We start from the raw sequence: 22,074 nt of genomic DNA, 5'->3' as shown, positions 1-22,074 counted from the left end.
CTTTACACCTGCTCTGATAATTCTTCCCACTCAAGCATAGCTTCTTCCTGACGATGGCTGATTTTGTCCAGCTCAGCCTGTAATTCCATGAGTTTGTCGGCATCGTTTGTTTCCAACATTTGTTCAGAAATGGCTTGGCTTTGACTTTCTAGCTCTTCAATTTCAGCTTCTAGACTTTCGATTTGTCGCATGAGTTTGCGAACTTCTTTTTGACTTTCTTTCTGGGCCTGATAGTCATTGACTGGACTTGCTTCCTTTGCTTGATTGCTAGTTGAAGCTTCCTCAGTCTGACTCATTTCTGCTGTTACTTTCTTCTCAACATAGTAGTCGTAATCTCCAAGGTAGAGAGTTGAACCATTCTCAGACAATTCCAAAACATGAGTTGCCACACGATTGATAAAGTAACGATCATGACTGACAAAAAGCAAGGTACCATCAAAGTCAATCAAGGCATTTTCTAGCACTTCCTTACTATCAATATCCAAGTGGTTGGTCGGCTCATCCAGAATCAAAAAGTTATTGTTTTCCATAGACAATTTGGCTAAAAGCAAACGAGCTTTTTCGCCACCAGATAGCATGCCGACTGATTTTTTAACATCATCTCCTGAGAAAAGGAAGGCTCCAAGACGGTTGCGGATTTCAACTTCTGGTGTCAGTTTGAAATCATTCCAGAGTTCATCCAGCACCGTATTACTTGGTGTCAGCTTGCTTTGGGTTTGGTCATAGTAACCAACCTCAACATTAGCGCCAAAGCGCTTTTCTCCCTTGATAAACGGAATTTGATCCACGATTGATTTGATAAAGGTTGATTTTCCGATACCATTGGGACCAACGATAGCGACAGCATTCATCTTACGAAGATCTAGGTTGATAGGTTGTGACAAGACTTCCCCGTCATAACCAATAGCAGTATTTTCAACAGTCAAAACAACATTGCCCGACGTTTGTTCAGACTGGAAGGTCATGTTGGCTGCTTTCTTGCCAGCTTCAGGCTTGTCCAAACGCTCCATTTTTTCTAGTTGTTTACGGCGAGATTGAGCACGTTTAGTCGTTGAAGCACGAACTAGATTGCGATTGACAAAGTCTTCCAGAGCAGCGATTTCCTTCTGTTGCTTTTCATAGTTTTTTGCCTCAGTAACTAGCTTTTGCTCCTTCAATTCGACAAAACGAGAGTAATTCCCCACATAGCGATCCAAGGAATGCTTGGTCAAATCTAGCGTAATTGTCGCAACCTTGTCCAAGAAATAACGGTCGTGGCTGACGATAATGAGGGCACCGCTATAGTTTACCAAGTAATTCTCTAGCCAGGCGATGGTTTCAATATCCAAGTGGTTAGTTGGCTCGTCCAAGACCAAGAGATTGGGCTTTTCAAGGAGCATTTTGGCAAGTGCCAAACGAGTATTTTGACCACCAGAAAGCTCAGCAATTTTCATCTGCCACATAGACTCGTCAAACTTGAATCCATTCAAAATCGTTCGAATATCAGCTTCATAGGTAAAGCCACCTGCTTGGCGAAAATTCTCAGATAAGCGGTCATAATCTGACATCAGTTTATCCAAATCCTCACCAGACTTTTCACCCATCTCCAGCTCCATCTGACGCAGTTGTCTCTCCGTCCGACGCAAATTATTAAAGACATGAAGCATTTCATCGTAGATGGTATTTTCAGACTCAAAACGGCTATCTTGGGCTAGGTAAGACAGAGAAATATCTTTTTTCTTATTGATTTCTCCGCTAGTTGGCTCCTCTTCTCCAACTAAAATCTTCAAAAGAGTAGACTTACCTGCACCATTTTTCCCAACAAGGGCAATCCGATCTCGTTCATCAACCTGCAGGTTGATATTATCGAAAAGAACCTCTCCTGCAAAAGAACGTTCAATTTTATTAGCTTGTAAAATAATCATAAGAGTAGTATAGCATGTTTCCCTAAGGCATTCAAGATAATCGTAAGTCTTTTAGTACAACTTTTATAACATAAAATAAACTAAATTATGTATATTTTATATTAGATTCTTCACTATCTTGTTGGATTTTCTAACCAGCTAATCTTGTTTCAAATAGTTATCGCACAAGCCTATTATTTAATTCTTTTCATTATTTACGTACGTATAGCAGATTGAAATAAGATGAGAACAAATCGATTGGGAAAGTAAAATTAATTTCTATAAATGTTTTAGCAATTGTTTCGTACTATTTTAGATTCAGTCTACTATATATACAATATTTTCGGAACATTCAACTTTTTAACTCTATTTATTACTAGATTTCATAATTAAAAAGCCTACTGACCAAGCTAGAAAGCTTGATACAATAGGCTTTTTAAAGACTGATTATTTAACAGCGTCTTTAAGAGCTTTACCAGCTTTGAATGCTGGTACTTTAGAAGCTGCAATTGTCATTTCTTTACCAGTTTGTGGGTTGCGACCTTTACGTTCTGCGCGCTCACGAACTTCAAAGTTACCAAAACCGATCAACTGAACTTTTTCACCAGCTGCAAGATAGTCAGCTACTGCTGCAAATACAGCTTCAACTGCTGCTGCTGAGTCTTTCTTAGTCAATTCTGTAGCTTCTGCTACTTTAGCGATCAAATCTTGTTTGTTTGCCATGTTAATGATTCCTCCAAATAATTTCTAATTAACAAATATAATCATATCCTAAAATCCCTTTTAGGTCAAGTTAAAAACGCTATTTCTTCCCATTTTATTTATTTTTTTAGGAGTGGTAACGTATCAAAATAGCCCAAGCGTTCTCACCCGTGTGAGTTTGAATAATGGAACCCGTTTCCAAAACAGAAATTGGCTTTTCAACATAAGCTTGTAAGCTTTCTTTCATCTCTTTTGCCCAATCATCACTACCAGAATATGAAATTCCAATCTCTGCTACAGCACGTTCAGAAAGCGATGTTATCAACTCATCTAACCATTTTTTAAATGTTTTAGTTCCACGACCTTTAACCATTGGCTGCAATTCATGGTCTTTCATTTGCATGACAACACGGATATTGAGAAGAGAGCTCAACAAGCCAGTTACACGGCTAATTCGTCCACCTTTGACAAGATTTTCCAAAGTTGAAACACCAATATAAAGCTCTGTATGGTTTTTAACCTCTTCTACATGACATAAAATTGCCTCCATATCTTTACCTTCTTGAGCTAACTTCGCAGCCTCAACAACTTGGAATTTCAGGGCTTGGTCAGTGAAGGAACTATCAACAACAGTCACATCTGCAGTAGATAGGCTAGCACCTTGGCGTGCTGCTTCTACCGTACCCGAAAGAGCATGGGACATATGAATAGCAAGAATCTGGCCACCATCTTTGCATAGGTCTTCAAAAATCTCAGCAAAGACACCTACAGGTGGCTGACTTGTTTTCGGAAGATTCTTACTTTCTTGCATCAACTGAAGAAATTTACCTTCTTCTTTCAAATCCGCATCAGAATAAACAACATTATCAATCATTACAGATAATGGAACAATTGTAATATCTAATTGCTTTACTAGTTCAGGTTCAATAGTAACAGATGAATCGGTTACAATCTTAATTTTTGTCATAGTATCAATCTTTCTATTTTAGGATTCAGATTGGTTTCCTTACTTCTAATTATATCAAAAAAAAGATTAAAAATCCTAATGGAGTCAATCAAATTTTCCGTAAAATTTGATATAATCAACTTATAAGAAAAGAGGTGTCCTATGATTAAAAAAATTTACCCCATTTTTACCATTTTACTAGGTGCTGCTATTTATGCTTTTGGACTGACTTATTTTGTAGTTCCCCATCATCTCTTTGAAGGAGGGGCGACAGGTATTACCCTCATCACATTTTATCTTTTTAAAATCCCTGTTTCCCTCATGAACCTGCTGATTAATATTCCCCTTTTCATCCTAGCTTGGAAAATCTTTGGAGCCAAATCCCTCTATTCTAGTTTACTAGGAACCTTAGCTTTGTCCGGCTGGTTAGCTTTTTTTGAGCATATTCCCCTTCATATTGATCTTCAAGGTGATTTACTAATCACAGCCCTTATAGCGGGAATCCTATTGGGAATTGGCCTTGGAATTATTTTTAATGCTGGAGGTACAACTGGTGGAACTGATATTCTAGCTCGTATTCTCAACAAATACACTCATATATCCATAGGAAAACTGCTCTTTATCTTAGATTTTTGTATTCTCATGTTGATTCTCCTAATCTTCAAGGATTTGAGATTGGTTTCCTACACGCTTTTGTTTGATTTTATTGTTTCTCGTGTTATTGATTTGATTGGTGAAGGAGGATATGCCGGCAAAGGCTTTATGATTATCACAAAACGTCCTGACCAACTTGCTAAGGCGATTAATGATGACCTCGGAAGAGGTGTTACTTTTATTTCTGGTCAAGGCTACTATAGTAAAGAAAATTTGAAAATCATCTACTGTATTGTCGGAAGAAATGAAATTGTGAAAACGAAGGAAATGATTCATCGAATCGATCCTCAAGCCTTTATAACTATTACAGAAGCCCATGAAATCCTAGGAGAAGGCTTCACCTTTGAAAAAGAATAAAAAGAGGTAATGTCGTGACCTCAAAAGTTAGACTAAATCATCTATCTTTTGGGTTACAGACAACCTCTTTTTTGTTTTATTTACTCAAGCTCTTAAGACCAATTCCGAGTTACTTCTTCATCAGCCTTTAACTGATCCACTAATTGGTCAACTGAGTCAAATTTGGTCATATCACGAATGCGATCAAGCCAATAAACCATGACGGTTTCCCCATAAATATCTTGATTAAAATCAAAAATATTGACTTCAAAACGTGCTTCTTCTCCATCAAAGGTCACATTTTTCCCGACACTAGCCATAGCACGATACTTCTGTCTTTGAATCTCAACATCAACGACATAAACGCCATCTGCTGGCATATAAGTACGGTCTAAAAGCACTAAATTCGCTGTCGGATAACCAATTGTACGACCACGAGCATTACCATGAACCACCATACCTCTTGATGGAAGCGGTGCCCCCAAAAGTTTTCCTGCTTCTTTCACATTTCCATCTAAAATAGCTTGACGGATACGAGTTGAACTAATCTTTCCTTTCTCATCTTCTACAGGTGGAACAATGATAACTTCTCCATCAAAGTAATCCTTTAAATCTTCTGCTGTTTTTTTGTCAGAACCAAATGTATAATCAAAACCTGCAACAATAATTTTGGCATTCATAGCCTTGATATAAGTTGCAAAGAATTCTTGTGCAGTGAGACTAGCGAATTGACTACTAAAATCAAGGAGATATAATTCTTCTACACCTTCGCGCTTTAATTTTCTTTCACGTTCAGCAGGGTTCAAAATATGCAAAAACAAATCCGGATGATAAGGCTCTAAAGCGATCTTTGGAGATTCATTAAAGGTCATAACGACGATAGGTAATAAATCCTTTCTCGCAGCCTTGTTGGCAACACGAAATAATTCTTGATGCCCCTTATGTATGCCATCAAAATAGCCGAGAACAACGACTGAATCAGATGGTGTGCCAATATCTTTTTGGTTTTTTATAGGAATAGTAATAATCATAAAATAATTATATCATAGCGATAGCTATTTCTGGAACAGAAAATCTGAAATGTTGTTTTTTTCACATGAAGTGTACCTGTTTTCAAAAAGCACTTTATTCTATCGTTGCTTAACTATGAACTTTGCAATATTCTTCTCAAAAACTTGTAGGACATCTTCAAAATTTTGCAAGGAGTGATTAGACTTGTTCGGTAACCATAAAGTGTCATACTATGTTATGTATGAAAAAGCAATGCAACTAACTCCTGAGAACTTTAAATTACTAATTGGTGCCGAAAAGGTAGAATTTAGAATCGAGGTACACCTATGGCTGTAAAATTTACAAAATGAGACAACTTGGGCAAGATGTTTGAAGAATTTCCTAAACTCCCTGATTTGAAGCAAGTCACTTTCCCTGATGACAAAGAAAAAAGCCAAAACAGCAAAGAAAAACTAGATGACTGCTTTCCAACAACTCCCATCTAGTGTGCTTCAGACTGGGCTATTTTTCTCTCCATCTGTTAGCTTGGATTCTCAGACCGTTTCAGCTAAAGAATATCTTTTCCCTTATCAGAAGGAACGGCTCAAACCATTCAGACAAGTGAAGGGACGACAAGCCAATATTTGAAACCAGATAGCAGTTCTTATAGTCAATTGAAATAAAATCTGAAGAAATCGAGTAGGAAACTCATATCAATTTTTAACAGTGTTCTATTCCAGATTCATACTCAATGAAAATTAAAGTGCAAACTAGGAAGTTAGCCGCAGGCTGTACTTGAGTACGGCAAGGTGAAACTGACGTGGTTTGAATTTGATTTTCGAAGAGTATCAATCCACTATACATATTAAAAAGTATGGATATCAAAACAAAAAAACAGGCTCTCCGAAAACTCGGAAAGCCTTATTTTAAGCTGTTTCTAGCTTCCTCACCTTTACATTTCAAGGTTCGGGATAAAAGGTTCAATGGACCTTTTTATTTAGCGATTGGGTAAACAGAAACTTGTTTTTTATCGCGTCCTTTACGTTCAAAGCGTACTACGCCTTCAACTTTAGCGAACAAAGTATCGTCTCCACCACGACCAACGTTTACACCTGGATAGATGTGTGTACCACGTTGACGGTAAAGGATTGATCCACCTGTTACAGTTTGTCCGTCAGCTGCTTTAGCTCCAAGACGTTTTGCTTGTGAATCACGTCCGTTTGATGTAGAACCTCCACCTTTTTTGTGGGCGAAAAGTTGCAAGTTGTTAAGAGTCATTTTTAACATAATGTTTTCCTCCGTGTTAGTTTTCTGTGATAACTCTGGTTTGGACGAACTCAGAATAGTTCTCCGATAAGTTTGCCATACCTAAGAAAAATGATTCAAAGAATAACTGGGTCATTTCTCTCTGGTGTGAAGGAAGATCTTTTGGTATTTCAACCATCAGATAGCCACCTTCATCTTCGTTTAATTCTAGGATTGGTTCATAGCCTGCAAATTTCTCAATAGAATTGATAAAGTTAATGGCAAGCGTAGAAACCGATGCACACACGACATCTAAGCCGTATTCGCCACTCTCGGCGTGTCCAGTAATTTCCGCACCCCTCAGCTCGCCATCTTCGGCTCTCTCAAAGACTGCTTGTATCATGTGTTCTCCTTAAAATTAAGCGTTAATTGCGTTGATGACAACTTTTGTATATGGTTGACGGTGACCTTGTTTACGGTGGCTACCTTTTTTAGGTTTGTACTTGTAAGTAACAACTTTCTTTTGTTTTCCTTGTTTTTCAACAGTTCCAACTACAGTAGCTCCAGCAACAAGTGGAGTTCCGACAACAGTGTTTTCACCACCAACAAGAACAACTTCGTTAAAAGTAACTTCTTGACCAGCTTCAACGTTCAATTTTTCAATGTAAACTGCTTGACCAACTTCAACTTTAACTTGTTTTCCGCCAGTTTTGATAATTGCGTATGTGCTCATTATGCACCTCCTATGATTTTTATGGGTTTCCCCGATTTTTTGTGAAGACTCGCCTAGCATCGTGGGACAAACCACTTAAACTTGAATAATCAAGCAACGATGTTCGTGCGGTTGCACAGGATCGTGCATAGTCAACTCTTCAAGTATAGCATATCTCCTATTTTCTTACAAGTAATAACACCTAAAATCAAGCTTTTTCTTTTACTTTTTTCTGCCACTAGGCAAAAAGCATACTGAGATAAAAAATGCTCATCATAATAGGAACACCAAGAATGGTCTTTTCATGATAGAAAATCGTCAAATAGGCTGAAAAGACAACGCCAAGGACAAAACTACTAAACAGGCTAACAAATATGAACCCTTCACGCAAAAAAGGAGTGTGCTTAGTTCGGAAATAATCTCCAAAAGCTAGCATTGTTCGTTTGATATTCCCTGTCATAAAGGCATTATTGTAGGCAATACCCGAAACCTCACCAAAAGCAGTTGTCACCAGTCCCATACAGAAGGCCAAGGGCTGCACTAGATAGATATTATCTACAGTTTGTGGCACAAAACCAATAATTATTGATAGGATTGCTAAAGGAATCAAGGACAGAATAGGTTTTTTCACAATTCTCAATTTTTCCTTATAAATCGTTAATAAAAAGACTCCCATTATAAACGTTATTAAGGTTAAAAGCTTATCCCTAACATCCGAAACATTATTTTGTATTAGCTCTACCGAAAGAAAGACAACATTTCCAGCTTGTCCAGCTACAAGGGTATTCCCTCGAACAATAAAAGTGTAAGCATCCACATATCCAGCACAAAATGTCAAAAAAGTGCTAACCTTTTAGACTGACGTGATATTTTTCTTATAGGTAATAACCTCATTTTCCCTCCCATTGTATTTTCTCTTAGAAATATTGTACCATTTCTTTCTAAAAAATCGTAGACTACCATTTAGATTTTACTATTAGCATAAAAATAATAATAGACAACTATTTATCCAAAAATAGATAGAGGTAACATGTTTGCAAACAAAGCATACGAACCTTTAGTAAAATCATTTCCATGAAACTAGAATAGAGCCCCTCTTAGCAAAAATCATTATTTTAATTTATTTCTAATCACTCCTTGACATAAATAACTCTCACCAATAAAAGACTATGTCTTAAAAAAATGGTATAATAAAATCAATACCTGGGCTTGATGGCTATGCTACTAATAACAATTAGGAGAGAAAATCAGGCACTTGTTAACAACAAGGATTATCCCCTTGAGATGAAAGGAACTTTAGAAATCTTATGATGAACATGCAAAACATGATGCGTCAAGCACAAAAACTTCAAAAACAAATGGAACAAAGCCAAGCTGAACTTGCTGCTATGCAATTTGTTGGCAAATCTGCTCAAGATCTTGTCCAAGCGACCTTAACTGGCGATAAGAAAGTTGTCAGCATTGATTTCAATCCAGCTGTCGTTGACCCAGAGGACCTTGAGACTCTTTCTGATATGACCGTTCAAGCCATCAACTCTGCTCTTGAACAAATCGATGAAACTACTAAGAAAAAACTGGGTGCTTTCGCTGGGAAATTGCCATTCTAAAAACAAGGAGCTAGAACAATACTTGTCGATAACAAAGGCTAAGAAAGGTGCAAAAATTATAAAAAACGCATAGTATCAAGCAACCTAAAACTTTGGGCTCTATAATATTTGTAGTGGGTAAATCCACTATAGATATTATGGAGCCTATTTTATTGTAGAAAAAAATCCCATAAGATCTATAATGAAAAGCGACCAAACAACTCATTAGAAAGATTCATATGGGACAATTACATTTTATCACAAAATTACTAGACATTAAAGACCCTAATATCCAGATTTTAGACATCATCAATAAGGATACACACAAGGAAATCATCGCCAAACTGGACTACGACGCCCCATCTTGCCCTGAGTGCGGAAGTCAAATGAAGAAATATGACTTTCAAAAACCGTCTAAGATTCCTTACCTTGAGACAACTGGTATGCCTACTAGAATCCTCCTTAGAAAGCGTCGATTCAAGTGCTATCACTGTTCAAAAATGATGGTCGCTGAAACTTCTATCGTCAAGAAGAATCACCAAATCCCTCGTATCATCAACCAAAAGATTGCTCAAAAGTTAATTGAAAAGATTTCTATGACTGATATTGCCCATCAGCTTTCCATCTCAACTTCAACTGTTATTCGTAAGCTCAATGATTTTCACTTTGAGCATGATTTTTCGCGTCTTCCTGAGATTATGTCTTGGGACGTTGAAACAGTCCGGGGAGTGACTGTTTCAATCGGGAGATGGAGATGAGCTTTATTGCTCAGGACTTTGATAAGCTCAATATCATAACTGTTCTTGAGAGCAGAACACAAGCCATCATCCGAAATCCCATGAATACAAGGCTATCAAGCGCTACTGGAAACTCATTCAACAGGATAGCCGTAAACTGAGTGATAAGCGATTTTATCGTCCTACTTTTCGTATGCATTTAACCAATAAAGAGATTTTAGACAAGCTTTTGAGCTATTCACAAGACTTGAAACATCACTATCAGCTCTATCAACTCTTGCTGTTTCACTTTCAGAATAAGGAACCGGAGAAATTTTTCGGACTCATTGAGGACAATCTAAAGCAGGTTCATCCTCTTTTTCAGACTGTCTTTAAAACCTTTCTAAAGGACAAAGAGAAAATCGTCAACGCCCTTCAACTACCCTATTCAAACGCCAAATTGGAAGCGACCAATAATCTCATCAAACTTATCAAGCGCAATGCCTTTGGTTTTCGGAACTTTGAAAACTTCAAAAAACGGATTTTTACCGCTCTGAATATCAAAAAAGAAAGGACAAAATTTGTCCTTTCTCGAGCTTAGCTTTTCTTCAACCCACTACAGTTGACAAAGAGCCAGAAAACGCATAATAGCAGGTGTCAAGACACTTAATATTATGCGTTTTCTCATGAAAAAATTCTCTTTTCATACTCATTTAAAATCAAAAAGGGAAATTATCGTTTTACGGACATACATATTACAGATTTCTATAGGTCGTGTATAGACAGGATATCATCGCTTGGAAGTTTTCCTTTTTGACACCAATCAGTAATTTAGTTCTCAGGAATTAATGGCAGTGCTTTTCGTACATAGTTTCATAACTACAGTATAGCATAGTATATCGCTTTATAGTTTTCACTATTGATGAACTGCTTGAGCTGCTGTGATGAGGGTCAACTTGTAAACATCATCTGCATTACATCCACGAGAAAGATCATTAACTGGCTTGTTTAAACCTTGCAAAACAGGTCCTACAGCCGCAAAGCCACCCAGGCGTTCAGCCATCTTGTAACCGATATTTCCGGCCTCGATACCTGGGAAGATGAAGACATTTGCTTGACCAGCTACCGTACTTCCAGGAGCTTTCAGAGCTGCAGTTTCAGGAACAAAGGCTGCATCAAATTGCAACTCACCATCGATTTCAAGGTCAGGACGCAAGTCGTGAGCAATTTTAGTTGCTTCAACGACCTTATCAACGCTTTCACCAAACCCTGAACCTTTAGTAGAATAGCTCAACATGGCAATTTTAGGTTCGATGCCAAACATCTTAGCTGTGATTGCTGAGTTGATGGCAATTTCAGCCAAGGCTTCTGCATCTGGATTGATGTTAATGGCACAGTCTCCAAATAGGTAACGTTCCGTACCACGAACCATGAGGAAGGCTCCTGAAGTACGAGTTACATTTGGACGAGTTTTGATGATTTGTAGAGCTGGACGAACTGTTGAAGCTGTTGAGTGAATCGCTCCTGACACCATTCCATCAACCAAGCCCAAGTAAACCAACATCACACCAAAGTAGTTGACATCTTCAACCAAAACCTTGCGTACATCTTCTTCAGTCATTTTGCCCTTGCGACGCTCCACCAAGGCAGAAACCATTTCTTCAAATTGAGGATAATGTTGAGGGTCGATGACCTCATAACCATCCATGATTCCTTCAATTTCAAGATAAATTTTAATTTTTTCAGGATTTCCAAGCAAAACAGGAATCACTTCTGTTTCTTTTACTAAGCGTTTTGTTGCTTGAAGAATACGAGGCTCTTCCCCTTCAGGGAGAACGATACGAGCATTTTTACCAACAAGGTTGGCTTTGAGACTTTCAAAAACTTCCATGAGTTTTCTCCTTTAAGATAATAATTATACTCTGAGACAGTTTTTATAGAGTATTAGTTGATAACTGGGTAATAAGGTTACTGAAATCATCCGGCAAGGGACTTTCTAACTGCAAGTCTTGCTCTAAAAATGGATGATAAAAGGATAGGTAATGGCAATGCAGAGCCTGACGTTGAATACCATCTTCCAGACTACCACCATACAAATCATCTCCCAGCAAAGGAAAACCGATATGAGAAAAATGGACTCGGATTTGATGGGTTCGACCAGTGTGCAGGTGAATATAGACCAAGTGAATATTTCCATAAGAAGCTACAATCTTGTATGAAGTATGGGCATACTTTCCGCCTTTAGCCACTCGTCTGGTAATAATGGAATCTTCATCACGCGCAATCGGAGCAATAATTTCCCCTTCTGGCTCCAAATGTCCATCTCCCTTAACCAAAGCAAAGTAGCGTTTCTCGATAGATTTCTTCTGCAACTGCTTGTCTAATCGTGCATGGGCATAACCGTGCTTGGCAAAGAGCATCAAGCCAGAAGTGTCCCTATCTAGTCTGGTAACAATGTGAACCTGCTGATTTTCATAATTTTGCTTGACATAGTAACCCTTGATAAAATTGGCAATGGTGTTAGAGTGATTGACACTAGGAATAGAAGCCACTCCATAGGGTTTATTCAAGACTAGAAAGTGGTCATCCTCATAGAGAATATCTAATGGATGCTCAATAGCCTCCAAGGTTTCAAAGCCTTCCTCAGCGGGAATGTAAATGGTAACGTAGTCTCCAACGTCCAATAGATACGTTGCATTTTGCGGTTGATTATTGACCAGAATAGCTCCACCTCGAAACTTAATCTTAGCCAGCAATCCCTTAGAAACCTCGTGCTTTTTTAAAAAGGTCTTAACCTTGACATGTTCATCTGCGATAAATTCAAACCTCATTCATCCACCTCACCGATAAAGGCATCCTTAACACGGTTCCAGAAACTGGTATGGCTAGGAGTCGCGACAAAGTGAATCTTATGATGGTCGATTTGATACTCAATACGCTCAATATTACGGAAAGAATAAACGCTATTGTCAACCGAAATAGTATGATAATCGTTTCTTGTTGGAATAAGTTCAATCTTATCCTTCTTAGGCACAATAATGGAAGAGCCCAGTGTTCGATAAACACGATTATTAAGGCTGGCAATTTCCGTTAATTGCAAAGCTTCAATGGTAGGGTGTAAAACAGCACCGCCAAGAGACTTGTTATAGGCAGTACTACCAGTCGGTGTCGAAACTGTTAGCCCGTCTCCACGAAAACGTTCAAAGGGAACACCATTTATTACAATATCTGCCACCATGGTTCGATCAGACCTGCGGATGCTGGCTTCGTTGAGTGCTCTGAAAATCTTAACTTCACCATTTTCAAGAAAGACCTTCACATTCAGAACAGGGTAAGAAACCCTTGCCCCAGTATCTAGCTGCAAATTAGTCACTAGCTTGTCCAACTCAAAATCACGATAATCTGTATAGAAGCCCAAATGTCCAGTATGAAGACCGATAAAGCGGACCTTGTCAAGCTGATTTTCGTACTTATGAAAGGCCGACAAGAGCATACCATCCCCGCCAATGGAAATGACAATATCCGGATTGGTATCATTGAGTATAAACTGATTTCTCTTCAAACGATCTCGCAATTCATACAAAACCCTTTGACTCTGCGGTTTTCTATTGGCTATCAGATCAATTCGTTTACCTGTATTCTTCATCTGTATCGTCACTGTTTCCTACACCGTCATTTAATTTTCTACTCAAAGGATCAAAAAGTGCCTGGGCTTCTTGGATATCATCACGAATTTCACCCATTTCTTCATCCAACTGATGGGCGATTCTAGCTGTAATTTCCAGTCGCTTCTTAATCTCATCTGGGAAATCCCCTTGGTACTTGTAGTTGAGAGAATGTTCTATCGTTGCCCAGAAATTCATGGCCAAAGTACGAATTTGAATTTCTGCCAAAATAGTCTTAGCTCCATTGATGGTATCAACCGTATATTCTACTACCACATGATAGGAACGATAGCCTGATGCTTTTCTATGAGTAATGTAATCTCGCTCCTGTATGATTCGCATATCCTGACGCTTGTGCAAAATATCCACTACTTCCTTGACGTCATCTACAAACTGAACCATCACACGTAAGCCAGCAATATCCTGCAAATCGTGTTCCAAGGTCGCATAAGTAATGCCACGACGAGCCATTTTTTCTTTGATGCTCTCAATTGGCTTGACTCGACCGGTCACAAACTCAATTGGAGAATGCTTATTTTGCTTACGATATTGCTTACGAATACCACGAAGTTTAATCTTTAACTCACCAACAGCTTGAATGTAAGGATCTAGAAATTCTTCCCATTCTAAGGTCATATATTCTCCCTTGTTCTCATATTATCCGTCAAAAATATCTTTGATTTTTTCTCCAGATTCATATACAATAAATACAATGCTTATTATACCATAAATCCGCTTTCAACGATAAAAAAAGGTAAGAAAAATGAAACATTTAGAAATTGAATTGAAAACACTATTGAAAAAAGATGAATACAATCGTCTAAAAGACCAGTTCACAGGTGTCACTCCTGTTCTTCAAACAAATTACTACATCGACACGCCTGATTTTGAACTGCGAGAAAAGAAAGTCGCTATGCGCATTCGAACCTTTGAAGACTGGGCTGAGTTGACACTCAAAGTCCCGCAGAGTGTTGGAAACATGGAATACAACCAAAAATTGCAACTAAAAGATGCTGAGGACTATCTGAGTAAGGAAGAACTTCCTCAAGGACTAGTACTGGATGAATTGGCGAAACATGGTATCCAAAGTAAGAACTGGCAGGTTCTTGGTTGTCTAACAACGCTTCGCTATGAAATGAAAACAGCTATTGGTCTCATGGCACTGGATCAGAGCCGATACTTTGATATAACAGATTACGAATTGGAGCTTGAAGTGGAAAATCATGAGCAAGGCAAACAGGATTTCCGACAATTTTTAGAGAAAAATCAGATTTCCTACCAAAAAGCTCCTTCAAAATTGGTTCGATTTGTCAAAAGTATGAAAAATAGCTGAAATAATCTCCATTTTTTGGTAAAATAGAAAAGATAAAAATACACAAACCCCAGTTCATATATGTAAGGTAAATATAACTAGGATTTATAAAGTTTACAGAGGACGGTCTATAATGTCAGATAGAAAAAACATGAAACTTTTCGCACTCAACTCTAACCAAGAGATTGCACAAAAAATTGCCCAAGCTGTTGGTGTCCCACTTGGAAAACTATCATCACGTCAATTTTCAGACGGAGAAATCCAAGTAAATATCGAAGAAAGTGTCCGTGGTTATGATGTTTACATCATCCAATCAACAAGTTTCCCTGTCAACAACCACCTAATGGAATTGTTAATCATGGTCGATGCTTGTGTGCGTGCAAGTGCCCACAGTATCAACGTTGTCCTTCCATATTTTGGCTATGCACGTCAAGACCGCATTGCTTGTCCTCGTGAGCCACTTACAGCAAAACTAGTTGCCAATATGCTGGTTAAGGCTGGAGTTGATCGTATCCTGACTCTTGATTTGCATGCCGTTCAGGTTCAAGGTTTCTTTGATATTCCAGTGGATAATCTTTTCACTGTTCCCCTATTCGCAAAACATTACTGCGATAAAGGATTGCTTGGTTCAGATGTTGTTGTCGTTAGCCCTAAAAATTCAGGTGTCAAACGTGCGCGTAGCCTGGCTGAATATCTTGATGCTCCTATCGCCATTATCGACTACCCTCAAGACGATGCAACTCGTAACGAAGGTTATATTATTGGTGATGTTGAAGGTAAGAAAGCTATCTTGATTGATGATATTTTAAATACAGGACGTACCTTCTCTGAAGCTTCTAAAATCGTTGAACGTGAAGGAGCTACAGAAATTTATGCTGTTTCTAGCCACGGTCTCTTCGTCGAGGGAGCTGCTGAGCTTCTTGACAATACTAATATTAAAGAAATTCTTGTGACTGATTCAGTAGCAACAAAAGAAAAAACTCCTAAAAATGTATGCTATATCACTGCTAGTGAGTTAATTGGTGATGCTATCGTACGTATTCACGAAAGAAAACCAGTCAGCCCACTCTTTGCCTACAATAAAAAGAAATAAGGTGATTCTTTGATTTATTTGGACAATGCTGCAACGACTCCTATGTCAGCAGTTGCTATTTCAGCTATGACCAAGGTTATGCAAGAAACCCACGGAAATCCTTCTAGTATTCATGGTCATGGTCGTCAAGCTGGCAAACTCTTGCGAGAAGCCCGTCAGGAACTAGCCCAGTTACTAAGGACAAAACCTCAACATATCTTTTTCACTTCTGGTGGGACTGAAGGCAATAATACTACCATCATTGGCTACTGTCTTCGTCACCAAGAACAAGGAAAACATATCATCACAACTGCCATCGAGCACCATGCTGTCCTTGAAACAATTGATTACTTGGTTCAACACTTTGGGTTTGAAGCAACCATTATCCAGCCAGAAAATCAAGAAATCACAGCCCAGCAAATTCAAAAGGCTTTACGTGACGATACGATTTTGGTTTCTACCATGTTTACCAATAATGAGACAGGAAACCTACTGCCCATCGCTGAAATTGGCCAAATACTCAAGCAACACCCTGCTGCCTATCATGTTGATGCAGTTCAGGCTATTGGTAAAATCCCAATTCATTCAGAAGAATTGGGCATTGATTTTCTCACTGCTTCTGCCCACAAATTCCATGGTCCTAAGGGAATCGGTTTTCTCTACGCATCTAGCATGGACTTTGATTCCTATCTACATGGCGGAGACCAGGAACAGAAAAAACGTGCAGGAACTGAAAATCTGCCTGCTATCGTAGGCATGGTTGCAGCCCTAAAAGAAGACCTAGAAAAACAAGAAGAACATTTTCAACATGTACAAAATCTAGAAACTGCCTTTCTGGCAGAGCTGGAGGGCATTCAGTATTACTTGAATAGAGGAAAACATCATCTCCCTTATGTTCTCAATATTGGATTTCCTGGTCAGAAAAATGACCTCTTACTCCTTCGGCTAGATTTAGCTGGAATTTCAATCTCTACTGGCTCAGCCTGTACTGCAGGCGTTGTCCAATCCAGCCATGTTCTTGAAGCCATGTATGGCGCAAATTCAGAACGCTTGAAGGAATCCCTTCGCATCAGTTTGTCGCCACAAAATACCGTTGAAGACCTACAAACCCTCGCAAAAACCTTAAAAGAAATTATCGGAGGTTAGCCATATGGCATTTGAAAAAATCATTCAGTTAAAAAATTGTCGTTACGATTACACTCTTAGCCCTTCTGTTAAAAAATTCACCCTCAAAGATAACACCTTTTTTGAAACTAAGGTTGGTAACTATGAACTGACTCGCCTTTTGGAAAAAGTGCCAAACAGCGGTGAAGGCTTCCAACTCAAAATCATCATTAACAAGGAAGTTACAGGGGCTAAAATCAATATCACTGATAAGTTTGGCCTTCGTCTAGTTGATATTTTCAAATCAGAAGACCACCATATTCATCAGGAAAAATTCTACTTCCTCATGGATAGCTTGGTAGAACGTGGTGTCTTTACAAAATCGGAAAGATAGAGCCAAAATGTTTGAACTGACCTATAAGGACTGCTATCATGTAGAGCGTACTCTCAAGTATGAGGATCATGAGGCTCTCATGTTGACTTTGTCAGGATGTGTAACCTTACCAGATACACTTTATGTGACTTCTCTGACTTTTAGGGGCCAAAAAGTTTATCAGGGTCTGGTCGGAGACCTCTACCGTTTTCTATCTCATGCAGATTTTTTACATCAAAACTAAGATTTTTCTTAGTTTTTTCTTATTTTTGTTGATTTTTTCACAATGTTTCTATAAAATAGAAGAATAGAAAGGTTGTGATTTTGTGAAAGATAAACAGTTTGCTATTCCAAAAGCTACAGCAAAAAGACTCTCTCTCTACTATCGAATTTTTAAGAGATTTCATGCAGAAAAGATTGAACGTGCCAACTCTAAGCAAATTGCAGAGGCTATCGGTATTGATTCAGCGACCGTACGTCGTGATTTTTCCTATTTTGGTGAACTTGGTCGTCGTGGTTTTGGATATGATGTCAAAAAACTAATGACATTTTTTGCCGATTTGCTCAATGACAACTCTATTACCAATGTCATGCTGGTTGGTATTGGAAATATGGGCCATGCCCTTCTCCACTACCGCTTCCACGAACGTAACAAGATGAAGATTATCATGGCCTTTGACCTAGATGACCATCCTGAAGTCGGTACCCAAACTCCTGACGGGATTCCCATTTACGGAATTTCTCAGATCAAGGATAAAATCAAGGATGCTGATGTGAAGACTGCTATCCTAACTGTTCCCAGCGTCAAGTCACAAGAGGTTGCTAATCTCTTGGTTGATGCTGGTGTGAAAGGAATTCTCAGTTTTTCACCAGTCCATCTGCATTTACCAAAAGACGTGGTCGTTCAGTATGTCGATTTGACAAGTGAACTCCAAACCCTCCTCTACTTCATGCGAAAAGAGGATTAGAAAGCGAAAATCATTTTATGAAAAAACCAGTTATTGGGATTACAGGAAACGAAAAAACTCATCCAGATGATGACATCATGATGAGCTACGCAGCAAAAGGCTTTGTTGAAGGCGTTAAAGATGCTGGAGGGATTCCCATCATCCTACCGATTGGTGATCAAGAAATGGCCTGCCACTATATCAGTTTGATTGACAAGCTCATCTTGACAGGTGGGCAAAATGTCGATCCAAAATTCTATGGCGAACCCAAAACCATTGATAGCGATGACTATCACCTTCAAAGAGATATCTTCGAACTGGCCCTCATCAAGGAAGCTATTAAACAGAAAAAGCCCATTTTCTCTGTCTGCCGTGGTACCCAACTCTTTAACGTTGCCATGGGTGGAACTTTGTACCAAGATATCGAAGACCATTGGCAGGATTCTTCTGTTGAGTACACAACTCAACGCTTGGTGACAGAACCAGATACCGTTCTCCAAGAAATCTATGGAGAAATCTCTCATATCAACTCCTTCCACCACCAGAGCATCAAGGACTTAGCACCAAATTTAAAAGTTGTGGCTCATGATCCTAAAGATGGTATCATTGAGGCTGTCATGAGTACGGATGATGTCGCCTTTCTCGGTGTCCAATGGCATCCAGAACTTCTTTTTGAAAATCGTCCCAAAGATAAAAAACTCTTTGACTATGTCGTTAATGAACTTTAGATTAAATCTGTCTTTTCACGATAACTAAAGTAATTAGAATGAGAGACAATCAAATGGTCCAAGAGAACAATCCCCATCAGTTCGCAGGCTTCTTTAACAAGTTTAGTGACATGATCATCATTTTGGCTAGGCGCTACCGCTCCTGAAGGATGATTGTGGACCAAGATAAGAGAAGTCGCCATATGCTTGATTGCATAGTGAAGAATCTCTCGCGGTTCAGCGATACTACGAGTTACAGAACCGATAAAAATGGTCTGCTGATGGATGATTTGATTTTGAGTATTGAGATAGAGTGCCACCAGGTGCTCTTGTTTTTTATCCCCTAATTCCTGCTGCATCTTCTTGGCCAACTTTTGACTGCTGAGAATACTTTCCATTTCAAGAGTCTCGTGTTTGTGAATACGATGCCCCAGTTCAATCATAGCTTGTAATTCTATGGCCTTAACACGCCCAATACCAGACAAACTCTGCAATTCCTGCAGGGTCATTTTTTTCAAATCCGTTAGGCTTGAAAGATTGTTCAAGACTTTTTGGGCAATTTCAAAAACGCTAGCTTGACGTGTTCCTGTCCTGAGTAAAATAGCTAGCAACTCTTGGTTACTAAGCGCTTCAACTCCTTCCTTGGCCAGCCTTTCTCTTGGTAATAGTGAATCTTCTTGGAATGAAATACTGTACATAAAAATCCTCCTCACTTTATTATTCGTGAGAAGGATGGAAAATTAGATTTTTTTCTCAATTGGAGCCACACTGGCTAAAAGTTTTTTCAAACCTACTTCTGGGAAATTGATTTTCAATTCCTGCCTAGCACCGCTACCTGAAACTTCCAGAACAGTTCCCTCTCCCCATTTCTTGTGGAGAGCAATGTCACCAATGGACCAATTTGCCTCGCTAGATGCTGGTTTTGCGCCAGCTGTAAATTGACCAAATGGAAGACCGCTTGACTGGATTGATTTTGGGGCAGCACCGCGTTTACGGTCTTGAAGAGCCTGAGCCAAACTCATACCTTGACCAAAGGAAATACTACCACTGCTATATGATGCCTTAAAGCTTGTATTTGCAGGACGAGTCAGACCTTGATACTCAAGCAAATCTGAACTGATTTCGTTAATAAAACGAGTCGGACGGTTATAATTGGTACGACCAAAAAGCAAGCGTGAGTTGGCATTGGTCAGATAGAGAATTTTCTCTGCACGCGTGATACCTACATAGGCTAGACGGCGCTCTTCTTCTAATTCATCTGGATCTTCAGTCGCACGACTAAGTGGAAAGACATTTTCTTCCATCCCAATCAAAAAGACAACTGGAAATTCGAGACCTTTGGCAGCATGCAGGGTCATCAAGGTCACTTCTGATGTCTCCTGACTACCTGAATCTGTGTCGGCAATCAAAGCCAAGTCATTTAAGAAACGACTCAGTTTGTCCAGACCAGTTTCCTCTTCTGTCACATCAGTGGTGTCATCAAAGTTCTTCGTAACAGAAAGAAACTCTTCGATATTTTCAACCCTTGCCTTGCTTTCTAGAGTCGCTTGGGCGTTAAGAATATCGACATAACCTGTTTTTTCTAGGACGGACTCAACCAACTCTGTAATGCTTAAGTGGTCTAGCTGCTCCCGCAAATCAAGCATCATATTGGCAAAATCCCAGATAGATTGGGCTGCCTTACCCTTGATACCAGACAACATAATATTAGCAGAAGCATCCAGCATAGACATATTTTGCAAATTTGCAAAATCACGGATTTTCTCAACTGTACCTAGACCAATTCCACGTTTAGGCTCGTTGATAATACGCTCAAAACTAATGTTGTCACTCAAATTAGCAATAAGGTTGAGATAAGCAATAATATCGCGAATTTCCTTACGGCTGTAGAATTTGGTTCCGCCAACCATGGTATAAGGAATGTTAGACTTGAGCAGGGCTTCCTCAATTGTACGGGACTGGGCATTAGTCCGATAGAGAACTGCAAAATCCTTATGAAGGAAGTTTTGACTGCGACTAAGTTCATCGATGGTTCTGGCTACAAATACAGCCTCATCCAGCTCATCATCAGCACGATAGTAAACGATTTGCTCCCCATCAGCGTTTTGAGTCCAGAGATTTTTAGGACGGCGATTTTTATTATTTTTAATAACCTCGTTGGCCGCTTGGAGAATGGTTTTGGTTGAGCGGTAATTTTCCTCCAACAAAACAACCTTAGCTTTGGGGTAATCCTTTTCAAAGTCCAAGATATTCTGCATATCAGCACCACGCCAACCGTAGATAGACTGGTCCGCATCCCCAACCACACAGATATTTTTAAAACGGGAAGCCAAGAGTTTGACCAATTGGTACTGAGCGTGGTTGGTATCTTGGTACTCATCAACGTGGATGTATTGGAATTTTTGCTGGTAGTAGGTCAAAACATCAGGATTTTGATCAAAGAGACGCAAGGTCAGCATAATCAAATCATCAAAGTCAACGGATTCAGACTGACGAAGTTCTTTTTGATAGGTTGTATAACACTGGGCCACAATTTGCGTATACATATCGCCAGCTTGGGCAGCATAAGCAACATCATCAATCAAATCATTCTTAGCATTGGAAATGGTCCCCAAAATAGTTCGTTCATTCCATTTTTTAGGATCCAAGTTCAACTGTTTGAGAATACGTTTCATGAGCGTTCGCTGTTCACCAGGATCCACAATTGTAAAATTACGATTGTAGCCAATATGGTCCGCATCGCGACGCAAAATACGCACACACATGGAGTGGAAGGTCGCAATCAGACAGTCCTGAGTAGCTGGATTGAGGCTATAAGCACGCTCTTTCATCTCACGCGCAGCCTTGTTGGTAAAGGTAATGGCCAAGATATTCCAAGGATTGACCAGCTTTTCATCAATCAAATAAGCGATACGGTGGGTTAAAACACGAGTCTTTCCAGAACCAGCTCCTGCCATGATTAGCAAGGGACCTTCTGTCGTTTGCACCGCCTCAGCCTGACGGTCATTCATTCCATTTAATAATGCGTTCATCTTCTCTTCCTTACTCTTGAAGTCAATATTTCTATTATATCAGAAATCAGGGAAAATAGAAACTTTACGGGGAGTAGCAAAATATAGTGGAT

General features: G+C 39.2%; 23 protein-coding genes, 2 pseudogenes and 1 other annotated feature. Of the genes and pseudogenes, 11 read left to right on the top strand and 14 right to left on the bottom strand.

The window, feature by feature from the left end:
- Positions 1–2: 2 nt before the first annotated feature.
- The 3 genes from AT689_RS08065 to AT689_RS08055 form a co-directional block, all read right to left on the bottom strand.
- Positions 3–1,904: an ABC-F family ATP-binding cassette domain-containing protein gene (locus AT689_RS08065; protein ID WP_000584891.1), complete on the bottom strand. Its 1,902-nt coding sequence runs from the start codon at positions 1,902–1,904 to the stop codon at positions 3–5.
- A 426-nt stretch (positions 1,905–2,330) separates the two neighbouring features.
- Positions 2,331–2,606, bottom strand: coding sequence for an HU family DNA-binding protein (locus AT689_RS08060; protein WP_001284639.1), 276 nt, complete (start codon positions 2,604–2,606; stop codon positions 2,331–2,333).
- Positions 2,607–2,712: 106 nt separating this feature from the next.
- Positions 2,713–3,552, bottom strand: a complete 840-nt coding sequence (locus AT689_RS08055) for a DegV family protein (RefSeq protein ID WP_000161392.1) — start codon at positions 3,550–3,552, stop codon at positions 2,713–2,715.
- Between the two features lie 141 nt (positions 3,553–3,693).
- Here AT689_RS08055 and AT689_RS08050 point away from each other — a divergent pair, with 141 nt between their 5' ends.
- Positions 3,694–4,542, top strand: a complete 849-nt coding sequence (locus AT689_RS08050) for a YitT family protein (RefSeq protein ID WP_000592059.1) — start codon at positions 3,694–3,696, stop codon at positions 4,540–4,542.
- Positions 4,543–4,634: 92 nt separating this feature from the next.
- Here AT689_RS08050 and AT689_RS08045 read toward each other — a convergent pair whose 3' ends face one another.
- Positions 4,635–5,552, bottom strand: coding sequence for a bifunctional riboflavin kinase/FAD synthetase (locus AT689_RS08045; protein ID WP_000587444.1), 918 nt, complete (start codon positions 5,550–5,552; stop codon positions 4,635–4,637).
- Positions 5,553–6,021: 469 nt separating this feature from the next.
- On the opposite strand from AT689_RS08045, the pseudogene AT689_RS12565 reads away from it, so the two are divergent.
- Positions 6,022–6,179, top strand: a pseudogene (locus AT689_RS12565) (TIGR03943 family putative permease subunit); the annotation flags it as partial.
- Positions 6,180–6,504: 325 nt separating this feature from the next.
- Here AT689_RS12565 and rpmA read toward each other — a convergent pair.
- The 4 genes from rpmA to AT689_RS08020 form a co-directional block, all read right to left on the bottom strand.
- A complete protein-coding gene (gene rpmA, locus AT689_RS08035) occupies positions 6,505–6,798 on the bottom strand; it encodes a 50S ribosomal protein L27 (protein ID WP_000916509.1) in 294 nt (97 codons plus the stop codon).
- Positions 6,799–6,814: 16 nt separating this feature from the next.
- Positions 6,815–7,159 carry a ribosomal-processing cysteine protease Prp gene (locus tag AT689_RS08030; RefSeq protein ID WP_000613691.1) on the bottom strand — a complete coding sequence of 115 codons (345 nt, stop codon included), beginning with the start codon at positions 7,157–7,159 and terminating at the stop codon, positions 6,815–6,817.
- A gap of 15 nt (positions 7,160–7,174) precedes the next feature.
- Entirely contained in the window at positions 7,175–7,489 is a 315-nt protein-coding gene (gene rplU / locus AT689_RS08025; RefSeq protein WP_000109138.1) for a 50S ribosomal protein L21, read from the bottom strand.
- Between the two features lie 35 nt (positions 7,490–7,524).
- Positions 7,525–7,612, bottom strand: a sequence feature (ribosomal protein L21 leader region).
- 94 nt (positions 7,613–7,706) lie between these two features.
- A complete protein-coding gene (locus tag AT689_RS08020) occupies positions 7,707–8,306 on the bottom strand; it encodes a YoaK family protein (RefSeq protein WP_078065408.1) in 600 nt (199 codons plus the stop codon).
- A 469-nt stretch (positions 8,307–8,775) separates the two neighbouring features.
- Here AT689_RS08020 and AT689_RS08015 point away from each other — a divergent pair, with 469 nt between their 5' ends.
- Positions 8,776–9,075, top strand: coding sequence for a YbaB/EbfC family nucleoid-associated protein (locus AT689_RS08015; RefSeq protein ID WP_000981526.1), 300 nt, complete (start codon positions 8,776–8,778; stop codon positions 9,073–9,075).
- A gap of 218 nt (positions 9,076–9,293) precedes the next feature.
- A pseudogene (locus AT689_RS11905) lies at positions 9,294–10,371 on the top strand (transposase).
- Positions 10,372–10,686: 315 nt separating this feature from the next.
- Here AT689_RS11905 and pta read toward each other — a convergent pair.
- The 4 genes from pta to AT689_RS07980 are packed head-to-tail and all read right to left on the bottom strand — an operon-like array spanning position 10,687 to position 14,071.
- Complete coding sequence (pta, locus tag AT689_RS07995) at positions 10,687–11,661, bottom strand: phosphate acetyltransferase (RefSeq protein WP_000451584.1); 975 nt, start codon at positions 11,659–11,661, stop codon at positions 10,687–10,689.
- 43 nt (positions 11,662–11,704) lie between these two features.
- Positions 11,705–12,601, bottom strand: a complete 897-nt coding sequence (locus AT689_RS07990) for an RluA family pseudouridine synthase (protein WP_001210010.1) — start codon at positions 12,599–12,601, stop codon at positions 11,705–11,707.
- On the bottom strand, positions 12,598–13,416 hold the full coding sequence (locus AT689_RS07985; RefSeq protein ID WP_000799053.1) for an NAD kinase: 819 nt from the start codon (positions 13,414–13,416) through the stop codon (positions 12,598–12,600). Before AT689_RS07985 ends, AT689_RS07990 begins: the two co-directional genes overlap by 4 nt.
- Positions 13,400–14,071, bottom strand: coding sequence for a GTP pyrophosphokinase (locus tag AT689_RS07980; protein WP_000171676.1), 672 nt, complete (start codon positions 14,069–14,071; stop codon positions 13,400–13,402). Before AT689_RS07980 ends, AT689_RS07985 begins: the two co-directional genes overlap by 17 nt.
- A gap of 127 nt (positions 14,072–14,198) precedes the next feature.
- On the opposite strand from AT689_RS07980, the gene AT689_RS07975 reads away from it, so the two are divergent.
- The 7 genes from AT689_RS07975 (at position 14,199) to AT689_RS07945 (ending at position 18,971) form a co-directional block, all read left to right on the top strand.
- Positions 14,199–14,768 carry a CYTH domain-containing protein gene (locus tag AT689_RS07975; protein ID WP_000681286.1) on the top strand — a complete coding sequence of 190 codons (570 nt, stop codon included), beginning with the start codon at positions 14,199–14,201 and terminating at the stop codon, positions 14,766–14,768.
- A gap of 112 nt (positions 14,769–14,880) precedes the next feature.
- Complete coding sequence (locus tag AT689_RS07970; RefSeq protein ID WP_001283813.1) at positions 14,881–15,840, top strand: ribose-phosphate diphosphokinase; 960 nt, start codon at positions 14,881–14,883, stop codon at positions 15,838–15,840.
- A gap of 9 nt (positions 15,841–15,849) precedes the next feature.
- Complete coding sequence (locus tag AT689_RS07965; protein WP_000639668.1) at positions 15,850–16,965, top strand: cysteine desulfurase family protein; 1,116 nt, start codon at positions 15,850–15,852, stop codon at positions 16,963–16,965.
- Positions 16,966–16,969: 4 nt separating this feature from the next.
- Positions 16,970–17,317 carry a DUF1831 domain-containing protein gene (locus tag AT689_RS07960; protein WP_000863512.1) on the top strand — a complete coding sequence of 116 codons (348 nt, stop codon included), beginning with the start codon at positions 16,970–16,972 and terminating at the stop codon, positions 17,315–17,317.
- A gap of 7 nt (positions 17,318–17,324) precedes the next feature.
- Positions 17,325–17,540 carry a DUF4649 family protein gene (locus AT689_RS07955; protein WP_000462488.1) on the top strand — a complete coding sequence of 72 codons (216 nt, stop codon included), beginning with the start codon at positions 17,325–17,327 and terminating at the stop codon, positions 17,538–17,540.
- Between the two features lie 82 nt (positions 17,541–17,622).
- A complete protein-coding gene (locus AT689_RS07950; protein ID WP_000653403.1) occupies positions 17,623–18,264 on the top strand; it encodes a redox-sensing transcriptional repressor Rex in 642 nt (213 codons plus the stop codon).
- Between the two features lie 17 nt (positions 18,265–18,281).
- Positions 18,282–18,971, top strand: a complete 690-nt coding sequence (locus tag AT689_RS07945) for a gamma-glutamyl-gamma-aminobutyrate hydrolase family protein (protein WP_000743330.1) — start codon at positions 18,282–18,284, stop codon at positions 18,969–18,971.
- Here AT689_RS07945 and radC read toward each other — a convergent pair.
- On the bottom strand, positions 18,968–19,648 hold the full coding sequence (gene radC / locus AT689_RS07940) for a RadC family protein (protein ID WP_000286922.1): 681 nt from the start codon (positions 19,646–19,648) through the stop codon (positions 18,968–18,970). The two genes, AT689_RS07945 and radC, sit on opposite strands and share 4 nt — an antisense overlap.
- 42 nt (positions 19,649–19,690) lie before the next feature.
- A complete protein-coding gene (pcrA, locus tag AT689_RS07935; RefSeq protein ID WP_000992877.1) occupies positions 19,691–21,982 on the bottom strand; it encodes a DNA helicase PcrA in 2,292 nt (763 codons plus the stop codon).
- Positions 21,983–22,074: the final 92 nt, after the last annotated feature.

It is taken from the genome of Streptococcus pneumoniae, from assembly GCF_001457635.1.
Taxonomy (GTDB): domain Bacteria; phylum Bacillota; class Bacilli; order Lactobacillales; family Streptococcaceae; genus Streptococcus; species Streptococcus pneumoniae.
The sequence above is the reverse complement of the archived record's forward strand: the minus strand, read 5'-3'. Positions and strand labels throughout refer to the sequence as shown.